Below are 24,883 nucleotides of genomic sequence, written 5' to 3' on the forward strand. Positions count from 1 at the left end.
GATGATATTTCGATGACGCGCGTGGGAGTGATCAGTGACGAGTTCTGGGAGATCGTCGAGCCAGTGATACCCACCGACGTGGGAAAACGTGGGCGGCGGTTCGCCGAGCACCGGCGAATTCTGGAGGGCATCGCATACCGATTCCGTACCGGGTGTCCGTGGCGAGATCTGCCGGAGGACTTCGGTCCGTGGCAGACGGTGTGGAAACGCCACCACCGATGGTCCTTCGATGGCACCTACGACGAGATGCTTGCCGCGGTGGCCGAGGTGTTCGGTCTCGACCCGGAAGAACTCGACGGCGATATCGGGGCGGTGCTCTCGATCGACTCGACCAGCGTCCGGGCGCATCAGCATGCGGCCGGTGCGCGAGCCGACACTCTCACAGGGGGCCTTGTCGAATTACAAGAAATCCGTCGACGAACCCGCTGACCACGCGCTGGGTCGATCTCGCGGAGGATTCACCACGAAGATCCATGCACTGACCGACCTGACGTGCTCGCCGGTGACGATGCTGCTGACCGGTGGGCAAGCCGGGGACAATCCACAGTTGGTGCCGTTGCTCGATGCCCACCGAGCTGCCGGTGGGGACCAGGACTACCGATTGCTCGCCGACAAGGCGTACACCCATCCCAGTACCCGCACCGAACTGCGTCGCCGCAAGATCAAACACACCATTCCCGAGCGCAGCGACCAGAAGCAGCGACGGGCCGACAAGGGGTCCGCCGGTGGTCGTCCACCGGGTTTCGATCCGACGATGTACAAGCACCGCAACACCGTCGAGCGTGGCTTCGGGCGGCTCAAACAGTGGCGTGGTGTGGCCACTCGATATGACAAGTACGCCATGACATTCCTCGGGGGCGTTGTCCTGTGCGCGGCAGTTCTGCACTCCCGCAACCACAACCACCGCCCGGCGATGAAAACGAAAACGGACCCAATTTAAGAGACACGCTCTAGTCGGGCAGTGGCACCCCACGGGCTTGAGACAGGGCCGCGACCTCGGCGGGAAAGACGTTCTTGAACACGAACGGATCGGTCCCCAGCGCCCAGTTCGGGGCCAGCTCGATCGCATACCGTTCGAAGTATCCCAGCTGCTTGCCGACGAGAATGAGCTCCTCGGGGCTCGACGTGCGGTACTGCTTGCCCATGCCGACGAGCGCTTTGATGAAGTCGGTCAGACTGAAGTGCGCCAACGTGTCCGACAGCATCGGCGCGAAGACAGCTTGCAGAATCATGCCGACCTCGGCGTCGGTGCCGACGTCCTCGGACACGATGCCGAGGCGCTTGACGCTGCCTGCCAGGCGGGTGAAGTCTCCGTCGATCACCGTGGCATGGAACAGGTCCTGCAGAAGTGAGCGCCACTGTTCGTCGAGCTCGCCCATCACGCCGAAATCGAGGAACGCCACCCGCCCGTCGTCGAGCACCCATACGTTGCCGGCGTGCACATCGCCGTGGAAAAGACCATGCAGGACAAGCGCTTCCATCCAGACCTTCGCTGCCCGGCGTACCACCAGCTCGGATGTGTCGCCCAGCGTGCACTGATCGAGCGGGGACCCGTGCATCCGTTCCATGCAGATGACTCGGTTGCCGCAGTACTCGTCGATGATCTCGGGGGCCGTGACGAACTCGTTGTCACCGAATGCGGATATCGCAGCACGGAACGACGCTTGGCGACGCGCCTCGACGACACTGTCGAGTTCGGCGAACGTCGCGGCGTGCAGATCGATGATGATGGCGGACGCGTTGGCGGTTGCGAAGAATCCGATGTACTTCTCGAGCGCACGCGCGAAGATGTAGGCGATTCGCAGATCGATCTTCATGCGGTGGTAGATGCCGCGTCGCTGGACTTTCATGACAGCTTCGCGACCGTCGTGCAGAACGCACAGGTGCACTTGCGCAACAGATGCCGAGGACAGTGCGGTGTCGTCGAAGCGCTGGAACAACTCATCGGTGCTGCGGCCCAGATCAGCTTCGATGATGGCTCGGGCCTGCGCCCCGGGGAACGACGGGACTTCGTCGAGACATCGAAGACAGGTGTCGGCAAGGACTTTCGGGAACAATCCGGGTGAGGAGCCCATCAACTGCCCGACCTTGACGAACGTCGGGCCGAGCGCGAAGAACGCGTCGACCACACTCTCCGATGCATGAATCGGCCAGCCGCGTCTGGGATGAACGATCCACCGTCCGAGTGCGCGAAACTGGTACAGCACCAGAACGGCGCCGATGACGATGAGGCGAAGAAATTCTCGAACGCCGAACTTGCGCAGCGGTGGAATCGGCTTCTCGCTCATCGGGCCACCCCGGGTGTGCCTGCGCCGAGGGCCGCGCTTTCCAGCCGACTCAACACGCGTTCGAAGCTGCGGCCGTCGTCCGATGCGCGCGCTAGTACGAGTGCGCCTTGGATGCCTGCGACGATTTCCTCTGCAAGCCCTCGGGAGTCGTCACCGTGACCGAGCTGCCGCAGGACCGGTGTCAGTGCGTCGATCCAATCGGTGAAGTACTTGGCGACTCGGGTGCCGAAGAGAGCCCGTTCCACGCCGAGCGAGAACGCGCCGAACAGGCACACGCGGCGGCCCGACTGGAAGTACTTCAGTGTCTGCGCAAACATGTCGGAAGAGCGGGCGCGGGCGTCCGTAGCCGCCTGCAGTGGCGTGAAGACGTTGACCTGGAACCACGCCTCGACGTCGTCGAGAACTGCCTCTGCCATCTCAGTTTTTCCGCGAGGGAAGTAATGGTAGAGGCTGCCTTTGCCGAGACCGGTCCTGCTACTGATGACCGACAGTGACGAACCGTTCCAGCCGTGATCGCCGAAGACGCCCGCCAGAACCGGCACCACATCGCGCCGGTCGGTAGTTGCTCGTGACACTGTTACTCCTCGAGGTCGCCCCTCCGCGCCGTTGCGGGTGAACGGCTTCGACTGTACCTATCGGTACAACCGGCTGACATCGACCCCGTCAGGAGCACACGATCGACACAAGACGTACCCGCCTGGCAGGGTGGCTCTTCGGGTTGGCCGCAGTGCAGTATCTGCTGGCAGAGGTGGTTACCGCGGCAATGTCGACGGGTACCGCCCGGTGTACGACACCGTCAGCGAACTCGGCGTACCTGCCGTCTCGGACTGGCACGTCCTGATGAACATCGCGTTCTGTGTGTCCGCGGTATCGGTATTGGTCGCGGGCTTCTGTTCGGCGCACCTGCTTGCGGCGCGGCGGTGGGTCTATCTCGCAGCAGTGATCGGGTACTCGGCGGGCAGCGTCCTGGTTGCTAGCGTGCATTCCGGTGACGGCAGCGCGCACGTCGTGGGGGCGGTCCTGGCGATCGGAGCAGGAAATGTCATTGCCGTCGTCGTCGGAACCGGTGTGCGTGCTTGTCCACGGTGGTTTTCCGGTGGAAGTCTGGCCCTGGGCGTCGTCGGATTTCTGGCATCGGTTCTGCTGATAGCCGGAATCGGGCCGGTGGGAGCCGTCGAACGAGCCTCGATCTATACGTTCGTAGCCTGGGAGCTGTTGACGGCATTGGCTATCGGAAGGCGTCGTGTTTCTGCTGACAGCAGAAACACGGCGGTTCGGCCGGCGCCCCGACTTCGGTCCTTCTAGCCTGGACGGCATGGCCGAGGAGCGAGCAGAAGCGACAGTCATTCCATTGCGTCCGGCCCCGGCCCGTGAGCCCCTCGTCCGCGACGGAATGGGACGGGTGCTGCGTCGGATCCGTCAGGAGCAGGGCAGGACGCTCGACGACGTCTCGTCGCAGGCCCGGGTGTCGATGCCGTATCTGTCCGAGATCGAACGCGGCCGCAAGGAAGCGTCGTCCGAGGTTCTCTCGGCATTGTGCGGAGCGCTCGAGATCGCGCCGTCGAAGTTGTTGATGCTCACCGGGCGTGAACTCGCCGGAGCGGATTCACGCCGGCGAGTCTCACGTGGGCCGTCCCCGGTAGTCATGCTGGCTGCCTGACTCACTGGTTCCGGTTGGTAGCGATCAGGTCGGCGAGGCCGTAGTCGACGGCCTCGGTGGCCGAATAGATCTTGTCGCGGTCGGTGTCTCGCCGCAGTACCTCCGGCTTCTGCCCCGTGTGCTGCGCGAGAATTGTCTCCATCTCCGCGCGGACTCGGACGATCTCGTCACGTTGAAGCGCGAGATCGGAGATCGTTCCCTCTCCTCCGCCCGACGGTTGATGAAGCAGAATTCGGGCGTGGTTCAGCATGATTCGCTTTCCTGGTGCTCCCGACGCCATCAAGACTCCCGCGGCCGATGCCGCCTGCCCGACGCAGAATGTGGAGACGTCCGGTTTGATGTATTCCATGGTGTCGTAGATGGCGGTCATTGCTGTGAACGAACCACCGGGGGAGTTGATGTAGAGGCTGATGTCCGCATCGGGATTGTCGGATTCGAGGTGGAAGAGTTGCGCGATAACGACATTGGCGACGCCGTCGTCGATCTCGGTACCGAGGAAGATCACTCGTTCCGACAGCAGCCGACTGTAGATGTCGAAGGCCCGCTCACCGCTGTGTGTACGTTCGACGACGGTAGGGATTGTGTATTGGCTCACGGTCACAGCCCAACTGTGCGGTTGGGCGCCGACGGTCGGATGTCGTCGAGAGCGGTGACCGTCTGATCGATGAGCCCGTAGTCGCGTGCCTGGTCGGCGGTGAACCAACGATCCCGTTCGCTGTCGGCGGTGACGGTATCCACGTCGTGCCCGGAATGTTCGGCATTGAGCCTGTGCATCAACGCCTTCGTGTATTCGAGGTTCTGTGCTTGAATTTCGATGTCCACAGCGGTTCCACGGATCCCTGCCGATGGCTGGTGCATCATGATTCGGGCGTGCGGAAGGCTGAACCTTTTGCCTTTGGTTCCGGCGGTCAACAGGAATTGACCCATGCTGGCCGCGAATCCCATTGCGAGAGTGCTGACATCGTTGGGGATGAGTCGCATGGTGTCGAGTATTGCCAGTCCGGCACTGATCGATCCACCGGGAGAATTGATGTAGAGGCTGATGTCTCGACGGGGATCGGAGGCGGACAGCAACAGAAGTTGCGCGCATACCCTGTTGGCGATCGCATCGTCGACAGCGGCGCCGAGCACCACGATGCGTTGATCCAGCAATCTCGAGGCCAGTTGGTCGTCGAACGGCGTCACGGTGGCGGATTCCCGCTCGGTCATGTTCATGTTCATCGTCATGGTTCCCTTCGTCGGTGGTTCGCTCACCAGCTTTCGGTAGCGCCCGCTCGGGAGGAAGGATTCTCTGCTGCCGGCAGAGATCGCCCTGGGCATAACGCGGATGACCAGGCGATTGGGAGGATCGGCGCCGGTGCATGTACTGTTGTGGAACACCCGACGCGGGGTGGAGCAGCTCGGTAGCTCGCTGGGCTCATAACCCAGAGGTCGCAGGTTCAAATCCTGTCCCCGCTACCACTATGAAGTGAAAAGCCAGCGCCCTCGGGCGTTGGCTTTTTCATTTGGGTCAGCTTTGCTTCAATGGACGATTACGGGTCCTCGGTCCGGACCGTGGTGTCCGCGAGAAACGACACCAAGGTGTCGACCCCGCCGCCTGCCGCGTGCACCCGCCGCTGCCGAATTGCCCCGTTGCCGCGCCGGAACAGACAGCGCAGCGACTTCTCGACCTTGCGGTCCCCATCGAGCGCATCGAGGGCCTCCGCCACATGACGGAGTAGGAGCTCGACACCGTGCTCGGCGGAGACTGTAGTTGCAAAGCTGGGATCGACCAATCGGTCGCTGATGCCGTCGCGCGCCGCCCGCCAGTACGCCACACGGAGAGCGCCGTCGGAGATCGGCGAGGCGTCATCGCCACGATCGATGGCGGCCAACGCGGTCATCACCAGCGCCCGAATCAAAGTCGCGAGAACAACGGACTCCCCCACCGTGGACGGGACATCGCACACCCGAACTTCCACTGTGGGATAGCGAACAGAAGGCCTTGCATCCCAATAGATCTGGCCTTCGTCGATGATCGCGCCGCAGTCGAGCATCGACGCCAGCACACTGCCGTAGTGCTCGACCGATTCCAGAAATGGGGGCGGTCCGGCACTGGGCCAGCGAGACCACATGATCGACCGCCAGCTCGCATATCCGGTGTCCACACCGCCGCTGATCGGGGAATTCGCGCTGATGGCCAACAGCGTCGGAAGCCAGGGACGCAGATGGTTGCACACCTGCACTGCCGTAGCGCGATCGGGGACGGCGACGTGAACGTGGCACCCACAGATTGCTTGTTCGTCGGCGATGTGCCGAAAGTTCGCGGCGATCCGGCGATACCTACCGGTATCGGTGATCGGATGTTCACCCGCCGCGACTGGCTGGACACCCACAGCAAGCAGCCGCGCACCGCTGTCATGGGCAGCCTGGGCTGCGGTGGCTCGCAGTCCGGTCAGGCTGTCTTTCAGCTGCTCGGCGGTGTCGAGTACGGGGGTGGTCGTCTCGACTTGGCAGGGCGTCAGTTCCGATTCCAGCTTCAACCCTGCATTCGCAGCGCGCCGGATCACCTCGCCGTTGTTCATCACCGGATTGCTGGTGGTGTGGTCGACGAGCAGGAATTCCTCCTCGACTCCCACGGTGGGGTATCCCGTGTCCCCTAGACATTCGGAGTAGTCGGGTCCGCTCGTTCTTTGTGCAGCAATAGACGTCGATCTCATTGCCCGACCTTCCTCGTGCTGGGACACATCGAATAGCCGACCGACGTAGAATCAAACTTCCGGTGGCCAGTCGGGCCGACTCCCCACCTGCTACTGCAACCGAAACTTGACGATGTCGCTGACGCTCTCGATCGCGTCCGTCAGCACCTGCAGGCGGTCAGGGGCGCCGAGAGCCTCCAACACGTCCTGGCGGTCGGACTGGCCCATCGGCACCTGCGCCGCGAGGGTGAATAGTCGCTCGCCGGGTCCGGCCGGCAGTTCCGAGAACTCGGGCTGGTCGGGAGGGATGGACCCTTCGGCTGCCGCAAGTTTCGCGATCAGCTGGTACAGGCCCGTGATCTTGTTCTCCAGATCGGTGAATTCGGACTCGGCGACCGAATCCTCGGGACTATCGGGCCAGGGTCGCACGTCGGCTCGGGGATACGGATCGTCTTCGAGCCACGCATCGACTCTGATACGTTCTCCGCCTACACATTCCACGAGGAAACGGCCGTCGCCGATGTCCCGGTGCGCAACGATGTGGGCGCGCGTGGCGACGTCGTGACGGACGTCGCCGCCACCTGCCTCGTGGCCGCGCGCAATCAATACGACGCCGAAGCTGGGGTCGGACGTTGCCAGGCAGTCACGTAGAAGTTCCTGATAGCGAGGCTCGAAGATGTGCAGTGGAAGAGCTTCGCCCGGCAGCAGTACGCTGCCGAGCGGAAACATGGGTAGCACGGTCATGTCGGGTCCGACGCTGCCGCCCGTGTCGGCTTGTCGATAACAGCGCTCGACTGCAAGAACTCGTCGAGAATCCGGAAGAACAGATCAGGCTCGTCCAACTGCGGAAAATGCCCTGCGCTGGGGAAGATCTCGACGCGGGAGTTCGGCACTTCACGTCGAATGTTGTCGGCGTGCGACGCTGGAATCATGCGGTCCTTGCCGCCCCAGACCAGCAGTGAAGGGATCGTATCGAACTTCTCGAAATGCTGCTTCGCGCTCACGGTTTGGCCTCGGGGGCCCACGACTGCGCGGGTCGACGCGAGGAAGGCTTCGCGTGAGCCCTTGTCTGCCACTGTCTTGAAGGAACGCCAGGTTTCTTCCATGCTCTTGCCGGGACGCACCGGTAGACCCCACTTGCCGAGCTGCCCAATGGCGGTTTCGGTGTTCTTGCGTACCCAATCGGACGCGAGAAGCGGAAGCACCAGCTCGCTGCCGGGCAGCGTCGCGGCCTTGAGCAACAGCGAAACCTCGCGCCCGAGACCGCCGCTGCTGACGAGCGCCAACCGCTCCACTCGCTCGGGGAACAGGTACACCGCCTGCATGACGATTCCGCCGCCGAGCGAATGACCGACCATCGGCGTGGATGCGATGTCCAGGTGATCGAGCAGGTCTCGGATGGTTGCCGAGTGCGAGCTGAGTGAGTAATCGCCGGACGGTTTGTCCGAGATTCCGTGACCGAAGAGGTCAGGTGCGATAACCCGATACTTCGCAGACAGCCGCTCGATCTGCCCTGCCCATGACTCGTGCGAGCCGAGTAACCCGTGGACGAGTACGACGGGCGGACCGTCGCCGACGTCGACGTATCTCAGGATGTCCATGTGAAGCTCGACGGATTCGAGCTCGTACGGTGACGTGTGGTTGATCATCGTGCCTCCTTGCTGCTCGTCGACACTCTCGTCGCCCAACCTACGCGGGTCGAGGTGTCGAAGAACAGTAGATGTGGTGCGGACTGCACCTCACATCAATGGATCGGAGAGCCCACAGCGTTCTCGATGGCCTCCGCCACCGAGCCGACTGCGGGTTCGCGAACGAACTCGTTGTGGGAACTGCGCACGTGCACCAGCGTCAGCGGACCGGTCACCACCGCCGCCCAGGACGCCGGGTCCGAGACGTTGTCGTCGGATACGACCACCGTGGCGGCGCCCGCCCACGGCTTCGGGCGGTGCCGACTCATCGCCTTCGACGCCACCAGCGCGAACGTCAACCACCGCTCGGTCGTCGATTCCTGTGTGAGACCTGCCCGTGCGAGTCGAATGCGGTAGCGGATTCGGTCGCGTATCGGGATGTTCGCGGGTCGGACGAAGAGTGGGGCCGCATGCGGTAGGCCCGCACTACCGGGGAAATGATCGAGGATGTCGCGAAGCAACAGAGGGTCCAGCAGGACAACCTGCTCGACGACATCACCGGCATCGGCCAGCAACCGCGCTACCTCCAGCGCCGTCCATCCACCGATCGAATGCCCGGCAACGATGTACGGGCCTTCGGGCTGCACCGACTTGATCTCGCGAACGTATCGACGTGCTGCGCCCCGCACAGTGCGGTCGGGTATCGCCGTGCCGTCCAGCCCCCGCGGTTGCAGTGCGTAGACCGCCCGATCGCCGCTCATCCGTCGGGCCAGCGGCACAAGGCCGAGGGCGGGTACTCCGGCTCCGGTCACGACGAACAGAGCTGGGTGTCCGCCGGTCTTGTTCAAGCGGACGAGCACGGTGCTGCCGTCGTTCTTGGTGACCGTTTCGGATTCGCTCAGCTTCCGGTCGATCAGCTCCGCGAGTGTCCGCACGGTCATGGCAGTACCGAGATCGGACGGGCTCAACTGGACGTGCATCATGTCGTTGACGGCGATCAGGATATTGACCATGGACAACGACGTGGCACCGAGCTCGGAGAAGTCGTCGTCGCGTCCTATTCGATCTGTGTCGATCTGCGTCGATACGACCGACGCCACCCAACGTTCCGTCGCGCCGACAGCGGCATGATGTGGTGGCGTCGGGCGTGAGAGGGGCGAGGGAAGCGCGTCCCGAGTGACCTTTCCTCGCTCGTTGCGGGGAATGGAGTCCAGTTCGACGACGAACATGGGAACCATCCACTCCGGAAAGTTCTCCCTGAGTGCGCTACGAACCTCTGCATCGGTATGACTGCTTCCGACGAAGTACGCGGCGAGTTCGGAACTGCCCTCGTGAACGCATGCGGTGACGGCCACATCCGTGATTCCCGGGAGCGAGCGCACGAAGCCCTCGACTTCAGCAGGTTCGACGAGATAGCCACGCACCTTGATCGCCTCGTCGACGCGGCCGGCCAGATGAAGGACTCCGTCCGCATCGACTCGACCGAGGTCACCCGTCCGGTAGTGGTGCTGAACTCGGTCCGAGAAGAAACGGGATCGAGTCAGATCGTCGAGCCCGAGGTAGCCGTCGGCGAGCACGGAGGCCGATACCCGGATCTCACCGATGGCGCCCGGCGATACCGGGGTTCCGTCCGGCCCGACGATGTCGACGGTCTTGCCTCTCGGCTGCCTCCCTGCAGGCAGATACCCCGGAGGAAGCGGCCGACCGGCGCTGTACACGTCGAAGGCGACGGCACCGGCTTCGGTCGTCGCATACCAATTGACGAAGGATGCGTCGGTACCGAGTGCGCTGCGGAACGCGATGACGTCCTTCGAGTGCAACGCCTCTCCGTACGTGGTCACCAGCCGGAGCGAGGGGACCGCGTCATCGGGTAGCGACGAGATCGGTTCGGCCCCGGTCGTGAAGCTACGCACGAGCGACGGAGAGCAGTGCAGTGTCGTCAGCGCAGAGCGCTCGATCCACTCGGTCAATGCCGTCGATTGTGTGCTTCGAGGGTCCGTGCAATACACCGACGCTCCGCTCAGGAGCCCGGCGAACAGCGTGTTGAGGCCGGCACCGAAACTGACCGGGAGTGCGTTCCCTACGCGGTCTCGGTTGGTGAGCCCGAGTGCCGAACTTACTTCGTAGGCCTTGGTCAGGCACATTCGATGGCTGAGAAGTACCCCTTTGGCCGTGCCGGTGGATCCGGAGGTGAACGCGATCAACGCCGTTCGGCCGCCGGCGAATGCGGGCAGCGGCACCGCGGAATCCTGGGCGTCGACGAGGTCCGATCTTGTGAGTCGCAGCGCCGATGCCGCCTTGGCGATGCTCGCCGATCGATTCTCGGGCAGGTTCGTATCGAGCGGCACTAGGGAGTGGCCGGACGCCATCACTGCAAGCATCAGGGTGATGGAGTCGATGGTGCAGGCGGCGTCGACGGCGATCGGTCGGAGATCGTTCGACGTCAGATCCGCAATTTTCCGTGCCGATGCATATGTCCGGTGCAGTAGTTCGTCGAATGTGACGGTGCCTTCGCCACTGTCGATAGCGATCGCGTCGGGCACCGAGTGCGCGACTTCGCACAGCCGGTCGAGCAGGGTGTCGCGGGGATCGGGTCTGCACAAGGGGGCGAGGGGCGCATGTACCGGGGCGTCGATCCGGTGCAGCGACATGGCCACTCCTCGCGTAGGGCGGTCGTTCTGCTCAGGCCGTCGTCTTGTTCACGCAACAATGGAGACGAACATGGGCGACGAAGCCTGTGTTCACGACCCAAAACAATCGTAAAGTCTGTTTTACTCCTAACAAAGTAGCCTCATGGTCCTTTTCGGCGCAACTTCTCGTGAACAATCGAGAAGTTGCGCCGGACACTCAGGCTTCGCTGATTGCTTCCAAAGGTGCGGTTCGGGCCGCGCGAACTGCCGGCCACAGTGCGGCGAGCACGCCGACGACGGCGGATCCGACGAGCATTGCGCTCATCTGCCCCCACGGAATCGTGAGTGTGCTCAGTCCCTCGTCGCGCAAGGTCCTGACGAATCCCCAGCCGAAGGCGATGCCGAGAGCGAGGCCGACGATCGCACCGAACAGTGCGATGAGCAGAGACTCCAGGTAGATGGTGCGCCGAACTTGAGGCCTCTGCATGCCGACCGCGCGGAGCATCCCGATCTCGCGTCGTCGTTCGACGACGGACAAGGCGAGCGTGTTGATGATGCCGAGGATGGCGATGACAACCGCGAGTGCAAGGAGACCATAGAGAACGGCGAGCAGAGTGTCGATCTGCTGGCTCTGCGCGCCCTTGAACTCCTCGCGGTCCTGAACCTGCACGACGACGAAAGGCTTGGTTGCTGTTTCGAGGTCGGTACGCAAGGTATCGAGGTCGGTTCCCGGTGCAGCACCGACGAGGACCACGATGTCGGACCGGACGATGCTCGGCGTCACTGCCTGATAGACCTCGTTGGAGATCATCCAGTCCCCGACGAGTGGGCTGTCCTCGTAGATTGCGGTCACTGTCACGGGAACTTGCTGGCCGTCGACCGAGGTCATGTCGACGACGCTGCCGAGGTTCCATCCCTCGCTCGCCGATGCGGACTGCGAGACGGCCATGCTGTCCCCGGTCAGGTCGGGAGAACCCGAGACGACGACGCTGTCGAACAATCCGTCCGGGCTTCCTTCGAGCGCGACGCCGAACGCCGGCTCGTCGTCGATGTCCACCGACACCGGATGGAGGATTGCGACGCGATCGACACCGGCCACCGAGCGCGCAGCCTCGCCTGCGCCGGTGGGAACGCCGATGGCGGGCGGACCGCTGAAGATGTAGTCGGCTTCGATTCCGTTGTCCACGAGCGCATCCACGCTCGCCTTGGCCGTCGAACCGAGCACCCCGATGACCGAGACCAACATCAGTCCGAGCATCAGAGCGAAAGCCGTCGCTGCGGTGCGCCTGGGATTGCGGACCGAGTTGGTGCGGGCGAGACGCCCGATCGCCCCGAACGGGCGTGTCAGTATCGAGCCGAGTGCGCCGACGATCGGCCGCGACAGGGACGGTGCCGCCAGTGCGACCGCGACGATGACGGCGACGGCGCCTGCTCCAACGGTGGCGGCGGCCGCACCGCCCGTCGACTGTGCGCCGACCACTACAGCTGCGGCCCCGAGTGCGCCGATCCCGACGCCGACCAGCGTGCGGGTTCGCAGGCTGTCACCAGCGGAGGCGAACTCCTCGCGCATGGCCGCGATGGGCGGAATCTTGGCTGCCCGGCGCGCCGGAGCGTAAGCACTCAGCACTGTCACGACGATGCCGACCACGAACGACACGATCACCGTTCGTGGTTCGAGAGCGAGGGTGCCGCCAGGTAGTCCGAGATCGAATGCGTTGAGCAGGGCGCGCAGTCCATACGCGAGCCCGACGCCACCGGCGAAGCCGATCGCACTCCCGATCACACCGACGACGAGCGCCTCCAACACCACGGACCGACTGACCTGACCGCGGCTCGCTCCGATCGCGCGCAGTAGTGCGAGCTCACGAACACGTTGGGCGACGATCATCGAGAAGGTGTTGTAGATGATGAATGTGCCTACCAGAAGGGCGATTGCACCGAACGCAAGCAGGAAGTAGTTCACGAAGGACAGCGCCTGCTCGATCTCGGCCTGCGCCTCCTCGCGTACTTCGTCGGCGGTCTGTACCTTCGCGTCGGGCAGTGCCGCGGCGATCTCGTCGCGCAGATCGCTCTGACTTTTCCCGCTTCCGGCCAGGTCCTTGCCCGCGACGTCGTAGTACTGGACGTGGCTGCCATCGGAGAACAGCTCGTTCGCCTGGCTCTCGAAGAATTGGATACCGATGTAACCGCCGGACTCGACAGCTGTGTCGAAGATTCCCGTGACGGTGACATCGATCGTGCCCTTCGACGGCACGAGCACCTGAGTCTTGTCGCCGACGCCGAGTCCCGACCGACTTGCCCCGCCTTCGTTGATCACGACCTCGCCGGGCGCCGACGGGGCGGTACCGGCCACGAACACGGAGTCGTCGCCGAGTCTGCGGTCGGCCGGGATGTACGACTCGCCGATAGTCGGCGCGCCGCCGGTTTGCACAGCAGCGCCGGACTCGTCGAGGACGACGATCTGTCCGCCTACATACGGTACGACGGCGGCGACGTCGGGCAGTGCGGAGATGACCGCGGCGTCCGAGGTCGGAACGCCGATCGAGCGGGCATCCTCGGCGCTGACTCGGACGTCGGCGCCCTGGGCGGTGTCGGAGAATATCGAGGAGAACGTTCGCTGCAGCGTGTCGGTGAACACGAAAGAGCCTGCGACGAAGGCAGTTCCGAGGACGACGGACAGGACGGTGAGCGCAAGTCTCACCTTGTGTGCGGCAAGGTTCCGCAGCGAGACCTTGCGCATAGGATTGGGCGTGGACATGGTCAGACCGTCTCCAGCTGTTTCATGCGGTCGAGTACGGTCTCCGCAGTGGGGTTCGCGAGGTGGTCGATGACCGCGCCGTCGGCGAGGAACACCACGCGGTCTGCGAAACTGGCGGCGCGTGGATCGTGGGTGACGATCACTACCGTCTGATCGAATTCGTCCGCTGCCGCGCGCAGAATGCCCAGTACTTCGCCCGACGAGCGTGAATCCAGGTTGCCCGTCGGCTCGTCCCCGAACACGATGTCAGGACGTCCGGCAAGTGCCCGTGCGCAGGCCACACGCTGTTGCTGGCCACCGGACAGCTCTGAGGGGCGATGATCGAGTCGATCACGCAGGCCGAGTCGGTCGACGACGGTGTCGAGCCACTGCTGGTCGGGTTCGCGTCCGGCGATGTCGAGCGGAAGGGTGATGTTCTCCAGCGCCGTCAGCGTGGGCACCAGGTTGAACGACTGGAACACGAAACCGATCCGGTCCCTTCGGAGTCCGGTCATCTGCTTGTCGGTGAGGTTCGTCAGCTCGGTATCGCCTATCGTGACGGTCCCCGAGGTTGCACTGTCGAGACCGGCGAGGCAATGCATCAGTGTCGACTTTCCCGATCCGGACGGGCCCATGATGGCGGTGAACTCGCCGCGTTCGAACTCGACGCTGACGTCCCGCAGGGCGTGAACTTGCGTGTCTCCTGTGCCGTACGTCTTGGTGAGTGCTTTCGCACTGGCGGCAGGAGCAGAGCCCGCGGAGCGACCCGGGAGCGCGATATCAGTCATGCTGCCAGTGTTTCAGTGTTTTCGATGCTCCACTATCCGGGGACACCCTGACTTCGTACGGGGCTCTCAGTGTCGTGGGGGGCTTCCAGTGTCGTGACGGCCTCCTAGTATGGAGTGATGCGCATCGGAGCTCACGTTCGTGACAGTGCCGACCCGCTCGGTTCGGCGTCGGCCCTCGGGGTCGACTTCGTCCAGATGTTCCTCACCGACCCTCAGAAGTGGAACAAGCTGACGCCGCACCCCCAGGGCGAGGAACTGAAAGCCAGTGACGTCGACGTCGTCGTGCACAGTTCTTACGTCCTCAACGTTGCGAGCCTCAACAACCGCATTCGCATACCTTCACGCAAGGCCGTGATCGAGCAAGCGGCGGCAGCTGCCGATGTCGGGGCGATCGGACTGGTCGTACACGGCGGGCATGTGCGCGACGGTGAGGACACCGCGAAGGGATTCGACAACTGGCGCAAGCTGTTCGAACGTCAGGCCGACGACGGTGGATTCGGCGTGCCGATCTTCATCGAGAACACTGCGGGCGGTGACTTCGCGATGGCACGTCACTTCGACGACATCGCTCGGCTGTGGGATGCGGTAGGTGAGTTCGGTGCCGGCTTCTGCCTCGATACGTGCCACGCCTGGGCAGGGGGCGAGGAACTGGTCGGCGTCGTGGATCGGATCAAGGCCATCACCGGCCGGATCGATCTGGTCCATCTGAACAACTCGCGCGACGAGTTCGACTCGGCGCGAGACCGGCACGCCAACCTGGCCGACGGGACGATCGACGCCGAGGTGCTGACGGCAGTGGCCGAAGCCTCCGGTGCACCGGTGATCCTCGAGACTCCCGAGGAAGGCCTCGCAGCCGACGTGCAGTTCTTGAAGGAGCAGTGCAGTTCTTGAAGGAGCAGTGCAGTTCTTGAAAGATCGTTAGACGAACACCGAGATCGTCTTCTCCCAGAAGCGTTCGAAGTCGTCGACGTCGGCGCGGGTGAAGATCCGGCAGTTCCACCGAAAGTCGGTGTCGACCATGGTGACCCCGTCGACGACGGTCGTGTCGCACGTGACCGTGAGGCTGTGGGTCAGCGGTTCGCTGTCGTCGGGAATCGTGGTGTTGTCGTCCGTCGTGGTTTCGGTGCCGTAGCGAAACGCAATCTGAGCGCCTTGCTTCCGGTCCAGCGCAGGGGAATTCAGCGTGTTCTTGACGGTCCTGTAGTCGGATCCACCGTTGGGGGCTCCGGCGATTCGCCGTCGAACTTCTTCGATGAGGGTCGCGACATGCCCCCTGGTAGGCAACCGCACCGGAAAGTAGGTACTCGGACTGCTCTCGATGTCGACGAGGACGCCGGACGCGCAGCTACGGCATCGGTCGCTCTGCCAGGATCCGACGGTGTCGGCGAGCACAGCGAGGAGGGTCGTCGAGTTGGGTAGGTCTGCACCCGTCCACTGGGTGCGAACGGTGGTCACGACGGACGAGTCGACGGTGTCGATCCGGGGATCGGTGCGGCGCGATCCGAAAGAGCGTTCCTCCGGCGTCAGTACCGCGACCCAGTACGGAACCTGCGCTGCTGCCGCTGTTACTGCCGACGTCGCTGTCACTGCCGCATTCACTGTCCGTCACCACCCTGTGTCGCACGCTGTGTGTCGCAAGCCTTACCTAACCTTCGCCACTGTAGCGGCAGCCCGCTCGTTGGGCCAGCAGGGGTGGTCAGACGCCGGTGATCGAGCGAGCCAGACGAGGAACGGTCGGCGATTGTGGGACGTGGCCGGAGTCGAGCTGACCGAGCAGAGCTTCGGACCAGTCGAGAAGTCCTGCGACGTCGAGACCGTGCGGTGGATTGGCTGCGTAGCTCTGTATGCGGTCATGACCGCGTCGGAGCAACGACCCCGCGCCGACGTCGTTGCCGCGGAGGAGGTGGGTGAGACCGACAGCGAGCTGGGCAAGTCCTTGCCACAGCGCCCGCTCCGACTCCGGAGAGTCCTTCCACGTCCCTTCCAGAATCTCGTGGGCATGGAAGGGCATTCCGTCGTCGAGAAGCTGTTGCGCTCGGACGATCGACTCGTCGGGTGGCAATCGCAGATCGTCGGGAATGCGTTCGACTCCGTCGGCGCCCCGAGGTAACGGCCGCCCCAGGCCGTCGCGGGGGCGTCCGTTCAGTGGCTTGCCGAAGGGATCGCGTTCGCGTTCCGACAAATAGCTCACACCCCGGAGGTAGTCGATGCTCGAGTGTTCTTGGCCGAGGTGACGGTCACCGCAATCAGGGCAGCGAGGGCGACTGCAGAGACTCCGACCATCGTCACCGATACTGCCACGTTGTCGTTGCCCAGCGCGCCGACCACCGGGGCGATGATGGCGCCCAGGCCGAACTGCGCTGCTCCGAGGAGTGCGGCTGCGGTGCCTGCGGCTTCACCGTGGCGCGAGAGCGCGAGAGCCGGCGCGTTCGGCATGACCAATCCGACGGCGCCGAGCACGAACCACAGCGGAACGAGAAATCCGATCATGCCCCCGATACCGGCGACCGCGAGCACGGTCATCACCAATGCTGCGACTACGGCGCCCGACAGAGCGGAAATGACGATGCGCACTGGCGTGAAGTAGCCGAGCAACAGGACGTTGAATTGAGATGCACCGATCAGGGCGATGGCGCCGAGCGCGAATACGATGGCGAACTGCTGCTCGTTGAGCCCGAACTCTTCCTGTAGAACGAACGACGATCCGGCGATGTAGGCGAACAGTGCCGACATCGCGAGGGCCGCGACGAGAACGAGCACCACGAACTGTCGGTCGCGTAGCAGGCCGCCGTACGTGCGGACGACCGGCATGAACCCGCGACCGCGGCGACGCTCGGGAGGCAACGTTTCCCGGAGTGAGAACACGGCGAGCACGAGCAGCGCAACACCGAGGATTGTCAGCGCGCCGAACACCCAGCGCCACGATCCGACGAGCAGGATGCCACCGCCGAGGGATGGAGCAAGAACCGGTGCGACGCCCATGACCAGCATCAACCGGGACAGGACTGTGGCAGCTGCGCGGCCGGTGAACAGGTCGCGAACCACGGCCATCGCGACGACGGCCGCGGCTGCGGCACCGAGGCCCTGCAGGCCACGGAAGAGGCCGAGCACGGCCACGTTGGGCGCGATCGCGCACAGCAACGACGCCGCGATGTGGACTGCGGTCCCCGAGATCAGTGGCAGGCGTCGGCCGACGATGTCCGACAGCGGGCCGATGATCAACTGGCCCAGAGCCAGACCGATCAAGGTACCCGTCAGGGTGAGCTGGACAGCCGCGGACGACGAGTCGAGATCGTCGACGATCGAGGGCAACGCAGGCAAGTACATGTCGATGGTCAGCGGACCGAGGGCAATGAGCGCACCGAGTACGAGGATGACCCTCATGCGTTCACCAGCGGTCGGTGCGGAGTCTCGCTCGACGGTGCTGTTCTCGACGGCGCTGTGCTCGGCGGTTCGGACGTCGGGTGCGGTCTGTTCCGGGGCATGGCTCACCTAGCAGTCAGCAACGAGGTCGCCCGATCTGTTCCCAGTGTGATGTATTCGAACTAGGGTTTCTGCGGTGAGCAACTTGGTGGACAGTCCGCGGCAGGCCGTCGTCCGCGAGTACATCGATGCGCTCGCGTCGCACGATTCCAGTGCGGTGAAGTTCGCCCCGGGCGCGCGCCGTATCGAGAACGGCATCACGACGGGATCCTCCGGTCCTGGCCTGGCCAAGGGGCTCGACAACGCCTTCTACTATCACGCGATCCTCGCCATTCGCGACATCGAATTCACCGAGTCCGGCGACACCGTCCGGGCGACGTTCCTCATCGACGCCGGACTCCGACGGAAGCGGATAGTGACTGTCGCGGTCGAGGAAACATTCCTCGTTCCCGACGGCACCATCCATCTCATCAAGGCGAAACTCCGGCTCAGATTCCGCCGGACACCTCGGTAGGCCTTGCTCAGACTCCTGCCGGGCTGGAGACTCCGACGCCGCTGGGAGTGTCGAGGCCGTAGCGGTCGATCTCTTTCTGCAGATCGAGACGCTGAATCGAAGAGCTGGCCTCGATGGTCGCCTCGTCGAGGAGGTCGAGTGGTACGAGCCAGACGATCTCGAACTCGATGCCGTCGGGATCCTTGCCGTACAGACTCTTCGTGGATCCGTGATCGGACGCGCCGACGAGAGCGCCTGCGGCGGAGAGCTTCTGCGAGAGGTCGGCGAGGTCGGCGAGGGTCTGAACCTCCCACGCCAGATGGTAGAGCCCGACGGTCTCGCGTCCGGCTCCGCTCGGGCGCGCGTTGTCGCCGAGCTGGAACAGGCCAAGATCGTGATCGTTGGTACTGGCGTTCGCCTGGAGGAAGGCCGCTCCCGCACCCATGCGCAGCTTGACGCGGAAGCCGAGCACGTCGGTATAGAACGCGACGGACGCCTCGACGTTGCGTACGTACAGAACTGCGTGGTTGAGCCGTTGAATGGCCATTGCATCTCCTAAGTTGAATCTTCAACTTAAAGAGTACACCGATTGCCGCTCGGTCGTCAGTGTCGGGTGTGGTCGACGAGTGGAGTTCGAGGGCCGAACTTGGGCTTGATCGCCTTCCCGCTCACCTGAAGAAGGCGAACAGCTCGAAACCGATGTGGAGCAAGGGGTTTCATGTACTCGATCATTCCTTCGTCGTCGAGGGGCCGGCCGAGCAGAGACCAGCCGACGACGGAGGCGAGGTGATAGTCGCCCACCGACAGGGCGTCGGGATCGCCGAGTGCGCGCTGCGCCGCCTCGGCAGCGGTCCAGATACCGACGCCGGGGACGGCTCGTAGCCGTCTCGTCGCGTCCGGGTAGGACATGGAAGTGGTCTGCTCGAGGCGGCCGGCAACGTGCGCGCACCGCACGATGGTCTTCGATCTCGCCGGATCGACGTTGGCCAGGTGGTATTCCCACGACGGGATGCGCCGCCACACATCAGGGGTCGGCGGCACGAACATGGGCCGAGGCGTCGGACCCGGTGCGCGATCGCCGAACTTGGTGACGAGCGTGCGCCACGACGAGAACGCGGACACCCCGTGAACACGTTGCTCGAGGATCGCCGGAACCAGCGCTTCCATGACAAGCCCCGTCCGGCCGAGCCGTAGGTGTGGGAACTGGCGGTGAGCTTCCTTCAGCGTCGGATGCTCGGGTTCGAAGCCCGAGGCGTCGTCGTCGCAACCGAGCAGCGCGGGCACCATGTCGGTGAACTCGGCGCCGCCGTCGCCCCAGGCCGTGCATCGGACGGAGTATCGAGTCGTCTGTGTGAGTCGATAGGTGACGAGCCCGGACGGCAGCCGCGACGCTCGCCACACGCTGCCGGCGTCGTCGCGTTGATAGGTGGGATCACCGGGACCTCGACGCAGGCCCGACAGACTCATGCCGACGTCGAGCGGACGCTCGGATTCGAGCACCACCGAGACCGAGTCGAGAGCGCCGGGAGTAGCAGGACTGGACGACCACATCGTGGAGACGAGCCTAATGCCTGCCCCCGACAGGTCCCGTTCTAGTCGAAGCCACCCGCCACGGCGACCACCGTTCGGCCGGTGACCCGACCCTGGGCGATGTTGTCGAGCGTGCCACGGACATCGGCGACGGCGACCTCGGTAGTGAGTGCGTCGAGGCGCTGAGGCCGCAGGTCGGTCTCCAACTGCTGCCAGATTGCCCGACGCTTGTCGATCGGGAGCTGAACCGAGTCGATCCCCAGCAGCGAGACGCCACGCAGGATGAACGGCAACACAGTCGTCGACAGCTGGGCGCCTCCGGTCAGTCCGCTCGCCGCGACGGCGCCGCCGTAGCGAACCGTGCTGAGCGCGTGCGCGAGCGTCTTGCCGCCTACGCAGTCGACGGCTCCTGCCCAGTCGGCGCGACCGAGCGGCCGGGGCTTTGCTTCGGGGTCCTCCGGCAACCTGCCGATGACCGCGTGTGCACCCAGGCCGGCCAAGAGGTCGGCGGCGTGTTCCTTCCCGGTCGAAGCGTGAACCGAGAATCCGGCGGCGGACAGCAAGTCGACGCTGACGGTCCCGACGCCGCCGCTGGCGCCCGTCACGAGGATCGGGCCGTCGGATGGGGTGACCCCGGCGTCGCGCAGAGCCAGAACGCTCATTGCAGCGGTGAAGCCGGCGGTTCCGATCGCTGCTGCCTCGCGCGTCGTCAGTGTCGACAGCGGGACTACCCACTCCGCAGGTACCCGCGCGTATTCGGCGTAGCCACCATGCTGTGCGGTCCCGATGTCGTACCCATGCGCGACGGCTCGCTGACCCACTGCCACGTCCGCACTCGTCGATTCGACGACGGTTCCGGCGATGTCGATTCCGGGAACGATGGGGTACTCGCGGACCACGCCACCATTGGGTGTGATCGCAAGGGCGTCTTTGAAATTGACCGACGAGTACTCGACCGCGATGGTGACGGACGGGCCGGAGACTGTCGGGAGAAACGATGCGTCGACGGTCTCGCGGGCGAGAGATATTCCGTCGGAATCACGCGCTACGAGCGCGGCGAACGACGGTTGCACGGCATTTGCTTCTGCCACGGCACTGGTCACTGATGGGTGTCCTTCCGATCTCGGATGCATTCCCACACTACCTATTCGAGCGCGGCGGCTGTTGTTTGTCGGTGTAGGGACGTATGGTCCTGTTCCGTGATCATCGTGAGTACTGACGGCTCGTGTCTGCGCAATCCGGGTGGAGCCATCGGCTGGGCCTGGGTCAACCACACAGGTCCGAGCAACTCCGGCGGCGAACCCTCGGGGACCAATCAGGTCGCCGAATTGCGTGCGCTGCTCGAGGCGGTTCTCGCGCATCCCGGTGACGAACCGTTGCTCATCGAATCCGACTCGCAGTACGCCATCAAGTGCGCCTCGGAATGGCTGCCCGGGTGGAAGCGCAAGGGATGGAAGACTGCTGGCGGTACGCCGGTACGCAACCTCGATCTCGTCAAGAGCATCGACACGGCGATCAGCGAGCGCACAGGGCCGGTTCGATTCCGCTGGGTCCGCGGGCATGTGGGCAATCACTTCAACGAGGCAGCGGATGCCCTCGCGGGCGAGGCTGCACGGGCTATTGCAGCGGGCGCGCCGTCGACCCAGCAGGCGAAGCCGGTCGACCGGCCTGCACCTACCAAGCCTGCATCAACCCAGCCTGCATCAACCCCGCCTGCGCCCGCTGACGAGGTTGCAACTCTCTTCTGAAGCGGGTCCGGGCAGAGGGGCTTCGCCGGGTCAGGCTCGGGGTGTGAGCCTCGTGTTCGGAAGCTCAGGCGCAGGTAGCCGAAAGTCTTTTGTGCCGTCTTTGCTCACGTACCCCTCGACCCTCCCGAACTGACCGCCGTCTGCGTGACTGCTGCCCGACTGCCAGGCTGCGCGGTAGGCCTCGATGTCCTCGTGTTCGCGCCCCATGAAGTTCCACCACATGATCACTTGTTCGCCGAAGGGCGGGCCGCCGAGCAACAGCACTCGGGCCTCGTCGGGACCGGAATTGCGGAGTGCGAGGGACGTTGAGCCTGGCGGGATGTATCCCAGTTCTGCTCGCTCGAGCGTGCTGTTCTCGACGTCGACGGTTCCTGTGTCGACGATGATTCCGTGCTCGAAGGTCTCGTCGACTGCCAGTTCCAGGCTCGCCCCGGCGTCGACGACGATCTCGGCACCCAGCAGTGGCGTGAAGGTGCTGACCGACGAGGTATCACCGGCGAGGGACCCGAGAAACACCCGCACTGTTGCGCCGTCGATCGACACCGGCTCGGGTACGTAGTGCTGAAAGTCGGGTGCGGTGAATCGTGCCGAACCCGGAAGTGCGACCCAGAGCTGCATGCCGTGCAGGATGCGGGTGTTCGGCATCGAGACCTCGGAGTGCGATATCCCGCGTCCGGCTGTCATGAGGTTGAGCTCGCCGGGCAGCACGGATGCATGTGAGCCGATGCTGTCGCGGTGCTCGATCTCGCCGGAGAACAGCCAGCTCACCGTCTGGAGCCCGGTGTGCGGGTGCGGTGGGACGTCCATGCCGCCCGACTGCGATACGTCGTCGGGACCGTAGTGATCGGCGAAGCACCATGCGCCGATCAATGTCCGCTGCTTGGTCGGCAGCGTGCGTCGGACGTTCATTGCGCGAGGTCCGCCGAGAGGAACCTCGCGAGGGGTGATGACTTCCACGGTCATGAGAACTCCTGTCGAGAAATTGCCGGCTGAGCGAGTCGTAGCTTTGTGCACAGAGCCTCGAGCGTCGTCAGTTCGTCGTCGGAGAGTGCGTCGCCGACGTAGCGCCGGATCCGGGCGGCGTGTCTGCGCCCGATCTCGCGCTGCACGGCGAGTCCTGCGTCGGTCAGGGCCACGATGGTGCCGCGCTTGTCGCTCGGATCGGGTTCGCGGGTGAGGTAGCCGAGTTTGTCGAGTCGTTCGCACATCCTGCTCAGCGATGGTTGGCTGAGCAGGATCTCGTCGTTGAGGTCATGTAGTCGAAGCTTGTGAGTCGGGCATTTGCTGAGCGTGAAGAGGACGTCGTATTCACGCACGCTGATCGGGCCCCAGATGTCGTCGGCGGTGAACCGACGCATCAGTGACACCTGGGATCGGAACAGCGACTCCCAGGCGTCGACGGCGAGCTCGGTACTAGACGGCAACGGTTGTCTCCTTCTCCGCCAGCATGCTCGCGTGAGTCGGCGGATTCTCCGGAACGCCCTGAGGACGTCGAGCTGCGAATTCCTTGCGTAGTACCGGGACGACCTCTCCGCCTAGAAGATCCAGCTGCTCGAGCACCGACTTCAGCGGCAACCCAGCGTGGTCGATCAGGAAGAGTTGCCGCTGGTAGTCGCCGAAGAAGTCGGCGAACGTCAGGGTCTTCTCGAGGACCTGCTGAGGTGAACCGACGGTCAACGGAGTCTGCTCGGTGAAGTCCTCCATCGTCGGACCGTGTCCGTAGACGGGTGCGTTGTCGAAGTACGGCCGGAATTCGTTCACGGCATCCTGGCTGTTCTTGCGCATGAATACCTGGCCGCCGAGGCCGACGATGGCCTGATCTGCGCGGCCGTGTCCGTAGTGCTCGTACCGCTCGCGATAGAGGTTGATGAGCGCGATGTAGTGCTCTTTCGGCCAGAAGATGTTGTTCGCGAAGAATCCATCACCGTGGTAGGCAGCGATTTCTGCGATCTCGGGGCTGCGGATCGAGCCGTGCCACACGAACGGCGGGATGTCGTCCAGTGGCCGCGGTGTGGAGGTGAAGCTATCGAGAGGAGTCCGGAAGTTGCCCTTCCAGGTCACGACGTTCTCGGTCCACAGGCGTCGGAGAAGTTGGTAGTTCTCGAGGGCCAGCGGTATGCCCTGCCGGATGTCCTGGCCGAACCATGGGTACACCGGCGCGGTGTTGCCACGGCCCATGATCAAGTCGACGCGCCCGTCGGACAGGTGTTGCAGCATCGCGTAGTCCTCGGCGATCTTCACCGGATCGTTGGTGGTGATCAGCGTCGTGGACGTGGACAGGATCAGCTTCTCGGTCTGCGCGGCGATGTAGCCGAGCATCGTGGTCGGCGATGAGGGAACGAACGGTGGGTTGTGGTGTTCACCGGTGGCAAAGACGTCCAGGCCGACCTCTTCGGCGTGCTTGGCGATGGTGACCATCGACTTGATGCGCTCATGCTCGGTGGGTGCTCGACCTGTCGTGGGATCGACCGTGACATCGCCGACGCTGAAGATTCCGAATTGCAAGGTCTGCTCCCTACCTGAAGTTCATGCGTATGCATTGACTTCTAGCTCAACTCCGAGAGTCGGCAAACTATTTCCTTCGCCTCCCGTTTACAACGCCACCGTTCGTTCACAACCGTCGTTTGCGTTGTAAACGAATGGTGGGTGTGTAAACCGGGCCGCAGGCTTCAGCTGGTCACCAGTGATGCCGTACCCGACAGTGTCCGCACGTCGTAGGACTCGAGAGCGCCGTGGACGTAGCGATCGCCCGCAACGTTCCCGCGGGTGGTGAACAGGACCGCGTACCCGCCGAAAGAGACCGGCTCGTTCTCGATGTTCACGCGAGGGACAACCACCAGGAGGTGCGTCGAACTGTCGTCGTTGCTCTTCTCGGTGATTGCCCGTATCTCGTATCCAAGGTCCGACCGCGTGACTGCGGTCGACTCGAACGTGGCCCCACTCAGAACGATCTGCGCGACGAGCACTCCCGCGACCGATGCCGAATCGAGTGAACCGGAGATGTCGTCGCCGTCGAATACCCAGTGGTTCGCTGCTGTGTAAGACATGAGGGTAAGGCTAGACAAGAAGGTCGAAAAGAGATCTCCTTCCGGACCCATCCACGCCGCCACCTGCGGCGAATGAAAGATGAGACGCCCGCCGCTGCTGTCGCCCCCGACCGCCGTCAGCTGTGGGCGTCTCCCTATTCTCTGTCTCACCATTCCGACGAGGGATACCGCGAGTTCACGCGACCGAAGTACGTTGCGGACGTGGACGTGGCGAGCGCACGGGGCTGGCGTGC

Annotated in this window: 25 protein-coding genes, 1 tRNA gene and 1 pseudogene; 7 read left to right on the plus strand and 20 right to left on the minus strand. The window is 64.0% G+C overall.

Translation table 11 applies throughout. The features are described 5' to 3' along the window. Positions 1-12 precede the first annotated feature (12 nt). A pseudogene (locus tag WDS16_RS23365) lies at positions 13-940 on the plus strand (IS5 family transposase). Between the two features lie 10 nt (positions 941-950). On the opposite strand, the gene WDS16_RS23370 reads toward WDS16_RS23365, so the two are convergent. Continuing rightward, positions 951-2,288 (minus strand): ABC1 kinase family protein, encoded by a 1,338-nt coding sequence (locus WDS16_RS23370; protein WP_338888117.1) that lies wholly within the window; start codon positions 2,286-2,288, stop codon positions 951-953. Further along, positions 2,285-2,863, minus strand: coding sequence for a TetR/AcrR family transcriptional regulator (locus WDS16_RS23375; RefSeq protein ID WP_338888118.1), 579 nt, complete (start codon positions 2,861-2,863; stop codon positions 2,285-2,287). Before WDS16_RS23375 ends, WDS16_RS23370 begins: the two co-directional genes overlap by 4 nt. A 130-nt stretch (positions 2,864-2,993) precedes the next feature. On the opposite strand from WDS16_RS23375, the gene WDS16_RS23380 reads away from it, so the two are divergent. Beyond that, on the plus strand, positions 2,994-3,593 hold the full coding sequence (locus tag WDS16_RS23380; RefSeq protein ID WP_338888119.1) for a DUF998 domain-containing protein: 600 nt from the start codon (positions 2,994-2,996) through the stop codon (positions 3,591-3,593). Positions 3,594-3,603: 10 nt separating this feature from the next. Beyond that, a complete protein-coding gene (locus tag WDS16_RS23385) occupies positions 3,604-3,948 on the plus strand; it encodes a helix-turn-helix domain-containing protein (protein ID WP_422395708.1) in 345 nt (114 codons plus the stop codon). A gap of 1 nt (position 3,949) precedes the next feature. Here WDS16_RS23385 and WDS16_RS23390 read toward each other — a convergent pair whose 3' ends face one another. Both WDS16_RS23390 and WDS16_RS23395 read right to left on the minus strand, forming a co-directional pair. Continuing rightward, entirely contained in the window at positions 3,950-4,543 is a 594-nt protein-coding gene (locus WDS16_RS23390; RefSeq protein ID WP_338893583.1) for an ATP-dependent Clp protease proteolytic subunit, read from the minus strand. Between the two features lie 2 nt (positions 4,544-4,545). Then, entirely contained in the window at positions 4,546-5,169 is a 624-nt protein-coding gene (locus tag WDS16_RS23395) for a ClpP family protease (RefSeq protein ID WP_422395856.1), read from the minus strand. A gap of 163 nt (positions 5,170-5,332) precedes the next feature. Here WDS16_RS23395 and WDS16_RS23400 point away from each other — a divergent pair. Then, positions 5,333-5,409, plus strand: a tRNA-Met gene (locus WDS16_RS23400). A 71-nt stretch (positions 5,410-5,480) separates the two neighbouring features. Here WDS16_RS23400 and WDS16_RS23405 read toward each other — a convergent pair. The 6 genes from WDS16_RS23405 to WDS16_RS23430 all read right to left on the minus strand — a co-directional run bounded on the left by WDS16_RS23405 (position 5,481) and on the right by WDS16_RS23430 (position 14,409). Further along, positions 5,481-6,647, minus strand: coding sequence for a glutamate--cysteine ligase (locus tag WDS16_RS23405; protein WP_338888120.1), 1,167 nt, complete (start codon positions 6,645-6,647; stop codon positions 5,481-5,483). A 90-nt stretch (positions 6,648-6,737) separates the two neighbouring features. Further along, positions 6,738-7,370, minus strand: coding sequence for an LON peptidase substrate-binding domain-containing protein (locus tag WDS16_RS23410; protein ID WP_338888121.1), 633 nt, complete (start codon positions 7,368-7,370; stop codon positions 6,738-6,740). Beyond that, on the minus strand, positions 7,367-8,275 hold the full coding sequence (locus WDS16_RS23415; protein WP_338888122.1) for an alpha/beta fold hydrolase: 909 nt from the start codon (positions 8,273-8,275) through the stop codon (positions 7,367-7,369). The genes WDS16_RS23410 and WDS16_RS23415 overlap by 4 nt, the downstream gene beginning before the upstream one ends. Before the next feature lie 95 nt (positions 8,276-8,370). Next, positions 8,371-10,905, minus strand: coding sequence for an alpha/beta fold hydrolase (locus tag WDS16_RS23420; protein ID WP_338888124.1), 2,535 nt, complete (start codon positions 10,903-10,905; stop codon positions 8,371-8,373). A gap of 196 nt (positions 10,906-11,101) precedes the next feature. After that, positions 11,102-13,624 (minus strand): ABC transporter permease, encoded by a 2,523-nt coding sequence (locus WDS16_RS23425; protein ID WP_338893585.1) that lies wholly within the window; start codon positions 13,622-13,624, stop codon positions 11,102-11,104. Between the two features lie 20 nt (positions 13,625-13,644). After that, on the minus strand, positions 13,645-14,409 hold the full coding sequence (locus WDS16_RS23430) for an ABC transporter ATP-binding protein (RefSeq protein WP_338888125.1): 765 nt from the start codon (positions 14,407-14,409) through the stop codon (positions 13,645-13,647). Positions 14,410-14,526: 117 nt separating this feature from the next. Here WDS16_RS23430 and WDS16_RS23435 point away from each other — a divergent pair, with 117 nt between their 5' ends. Beyond that, positions 14,527-15,300: a deoxyribonuclease IV gene (locus tag WDS16_RS23435; RefSeq protein WP_338888126.1), complete on the plus strand. Its 774-nt coding sequence runs from the start codon at positions 14,527-14,529 to the stop codon at positions 15,298-15,300. Between the two features lie 27 nt (positions 15,301-15,327). Here the strand turns inward: WDS16_RS23435 and WDS16_RS23440 are convergent, their stop codons facing one another. From WDS16_RS23440 to WDS16_RS23450, 3 genes are all read right to left on the minus strand, one after another. Beyond that, a complete protein-coding gene (locus WDS16_RS23440; RefSeq protein ID WP_338888128.1) occupies positions 15,328-16,008 on the minus strand; it encodes a hypothetical protein in 681 nt (226 codons plus the stop codon). Between the two features lie 97 nt (positions 16,009-16,105). After that, on the minus strand, positions 16,106-16,591 hold the full coding sequence (locus tag WDS16_RS23445; protein WP_338893586.1) for a DUF309 domain-containing protein: 486 nt from the start codon (positions 16,589-16,591) through the stop codon (positions 16,106-16,108). 5 nt (positions 16,592-16,596) lie between these two features. Beyond that, a complete protein-coding gene (locus WDS16_RS23450) occupies positions 16,597-17,793 on the minus strand; it encodes a multidrug effflux MFS transporter (RefSeq protein ID WP_338888130.1) in 1,197 nt (398 codons plus the stop codon). 175 nt (positions 17,794-17,968) lie between these two features. Here WDS16_RS23450 and WDS16_RS23455 point away from each other — a divergent pair, with 175 nt between their 5' ends. Continuing rightward, positions 17,969-18,346 carry a hypothetical protein gene (locus WDS16_RS23455; protein WP_338888131.1) on the plus strand — a complete coding sequence of 126 codons (378 nt, stop codon included), beginning with the start codon at positions 17,969-17,971 and terminating at the stop codon, positions 18,344-18,346. A gap of 7 nt (positions 18,347-18,353) precedes the next feature. Here WDS16_RS23455 and WDS16_RS23460 read toward each other — a convergent pair whose 3' ends face one another. The 3 genes from WDS16_RS23460 to WDS16_RS23470 are packed head-to-tail and all read right to left on the minus strand — an operon-like array spanning position 18,354 to position 20,958. Next, a complete protein-coding gene (locus WDS16_RS23460) occupies positions 18,354-18,872 on the minus strand; it encodes a VOC family protein (RefSeq protein WP_338888132.1) in 519 nt (172 codons plus the stop codon). A gap of 56 nt (positions 18,873-18,928) precedes the next feature. Beyond that, complete coding sequence (locus tag WDS16_RS23465) at positions 18,929-19,876, minus strand: DNA-3-methyladenine glycosylase 2 family protein (RefSeq protein WP_338888134.1); 948 nt, start codon at positions 19,874-19,876, stop codon at positions 18,929-18,931. Between the two features lie 41 nt (positions 19,877-19,917). Further along, complete coding sequence (locus tag WDS16_RS23470; protein ID WP_338888136.1) at positions 19,918-20,958, minus strand: acryloyl-CoA reductase; 1,041 nt, start codon at positions 20,956-20,958, stop codon at positions 19,918-19,920. Positions 20,959-21,054: 96 nt separating this feature from the next. Here WDS16_RS23470 and WDS16_RS23475 point away from each other — a divergent pair, with 96 nt between their 5' ends. Beyond that, a complete protein-coding gene (locus WDS16_RS23475; protein ID WP_338888138.1) occupies positions 21,055-21,603 on the plus strand; it encodes a ribonuclease H in 549 nt (182 codons plus the stop codon). Positions 21,604-21,633: 30 nt separating this feature from the next. Here the strand turns inward: WDS16_RS23475 and WDS16_RS23480 are convergent, their stop codons facing one another. From WDS16_RS23480 to WDS16_RS23495, 4 genes are all read right to left on the minus strand, one after another. Then, positions 21,634-22,566 (minus strand): pirin family protein, encoded by a 933-nt coding sequence (locus WDS16_RS23480; RefSeq protein ID WP_338888139.1) that lies wholly within the window; start codon positions 22,564-22,566, stop codon positions 21,634-21,636. Continuing rightward, the gene (locus WDS16_RS23485) at positions 22,563-22,970 is read right to left on the minus strand and encodes a MarR family winged helix-turn-helix transcriptional regulator (protein ID WP_422395857.1); all 408 of its coding nucleotides are present in this window, start codon (positions 22,968-22,970) and stop codon (positions 22,563-22,565) included. The genes WDS16_RS23480 and WDS16_RS23485 overlap by 4 nt, the downstream gene beginning before the upstream one ends. A 46-nt stretch (positions 22,971-23,016) precedes the next feature. Then, positions 23,017-24,108 (minus strand): LLM class flavin-dependent oxidoreductase, encoded by a 1,092-nt coding sequence (locus WDS16_RS23490; protein ID WP_338888141.1) that lies wholly within the window; start codon positions 24,106-24,108, stop codon positions 23,017-23,019. Positions 24,109-24,272: 164 nt separating this feature from the next. Next, positions 24,273-24,650 carry a hypothetical protein gene (locus WDS16_RS23495; protein WP_338888142.1) on the minus strand — a complete coding sequence of 126 codons (378 nt, stop codon included), beginning with the start codon at positions 24,648-24,650 and terminating at the stop codon, positions 24,273-24,275. Positions 24,651-24,883 lie beyond the last annotated feature (233 nt).

The sequence above is a fragment of the Rhodococcus sovatensis genome, assembly GCF_037327425.1.
Lineage (GTDB): Bacteria > Actinomycetota > Actinomycetes > Mycobacteriales > Mycobacteriaceae > Rhodococcoides > Rhodococcoides sovatense.

Excerpts from the sequence above, each read along its gene's own strand:
- WDS16_RS23370 (WP_338888117.1), bottom strand. The coding sequence starts at position 2,288 with ATGAGCGAGAAGCCGATTCCACCGCTGCGCAAGTTCGGCGTTCGAGAA.
- WDS16_RS23385 (WP_422395708.1), top strand. The coding sequence starts at position 3,604 with ATGGCCGAGGAGCGAGCAGAAGCGACAGTCATTCCATTGCGTCCGGCC.
- WDS16_RS23395 (WP_422395856.1), bottom strand. The coding sequence starts at position 5,169 with ATGAACATGAACATGACCGAGCGGGAATCCGCCACCGTGACGCCGTTC.
- WDS16_RS23405 (WP_338888120.1), bottom strand. The coding sequence starts at position 6,647 with ATGAGATCGACGTCTATTGCTGCACAAAGAACGAGCGGACCCGACTAC.
- WDS16_RS23410 (WP_338888121.1), bottom strand. The coding sequence starts at position 7,370 with ATGACCGTGCTACCCATGTTTCCGCTCGGCAGCGTACTGCTGCCGGGC.
- WDS16_RS23415 (WP_338888122.1), bottom strand. The coding sequence starts at position 8,275 with ATGATCAACCACACGTCACCGTACGAGCTCGAATCCGTCGAGCTTCAC.
- WDS16_RS23420 (WP_338888124.1), bottom strand. The coding sequence starts at position 10,905 with ATGTCGCTGCACCGGATCGACGCCCCGGTACATGCGCCCCTCGCCCCC.
- WDS16_RS23425 (WP_338893585.1), bottom strand. The coding sequence starts at position 13,624 with ATGCGCAAGGTCTCGCTGCGGAACCTTGCCGCACACAAGGTGAGACTT.
- WDS16_RS23430 (WP_338888125.1), bottom strand. The coding sequence starts at position 14,409 with ATGACTGATATCGCGCTCCCGGGTCGCTCCGCGGGCTCTGCTCCTGCC.
- WDS16_RS23435 (WP_338888126.1), top strand. The coding sequence starts at position 14,527 with ATGCGCATCGGAGCTCACGTTCGTGACAGTGCCGACCCGCTCGGTTCG.
- WDS16_RS23450 (WP_338888130.1), bottom strand. The coding sequence starts at position 17,793 with ATGAGGGTCATCCTCGTACTCGGTGCGCTCATTGCCCTCGGTCCGCTG.
- WDS16_RS23460 (WP_338888132.1), bottom strand. The coding sequence starts at position 18,872 with ATGGCCATTCAACGGCTCAACCACGCAGTTCTGTACGTACGCAACGTC.
- WDS16_RS23465 (WP_338888134.1), bottom strand. The coding sequence starts at position 19,876 with ATGTGGTCGTCCAGTCCTGCTACTCCCGGCGCTCTCGACTCGGTCTCG.
- WDS16_RS23480 (WP_338888139.1), bottom strand. The coding sequence starts at position 22,566 with ATGACCGTGGAAGTCATCACCCCTCGCGAGGTTCCTCTCGGCGGACCT.
- WDS16_RS23495 (WP_338888142.1), bottom strand. The coding sequence starts at position 24,650 with ATGTCTTACACAGCAGCGAACCACTGGGTATTCGACGGCGACGACATC.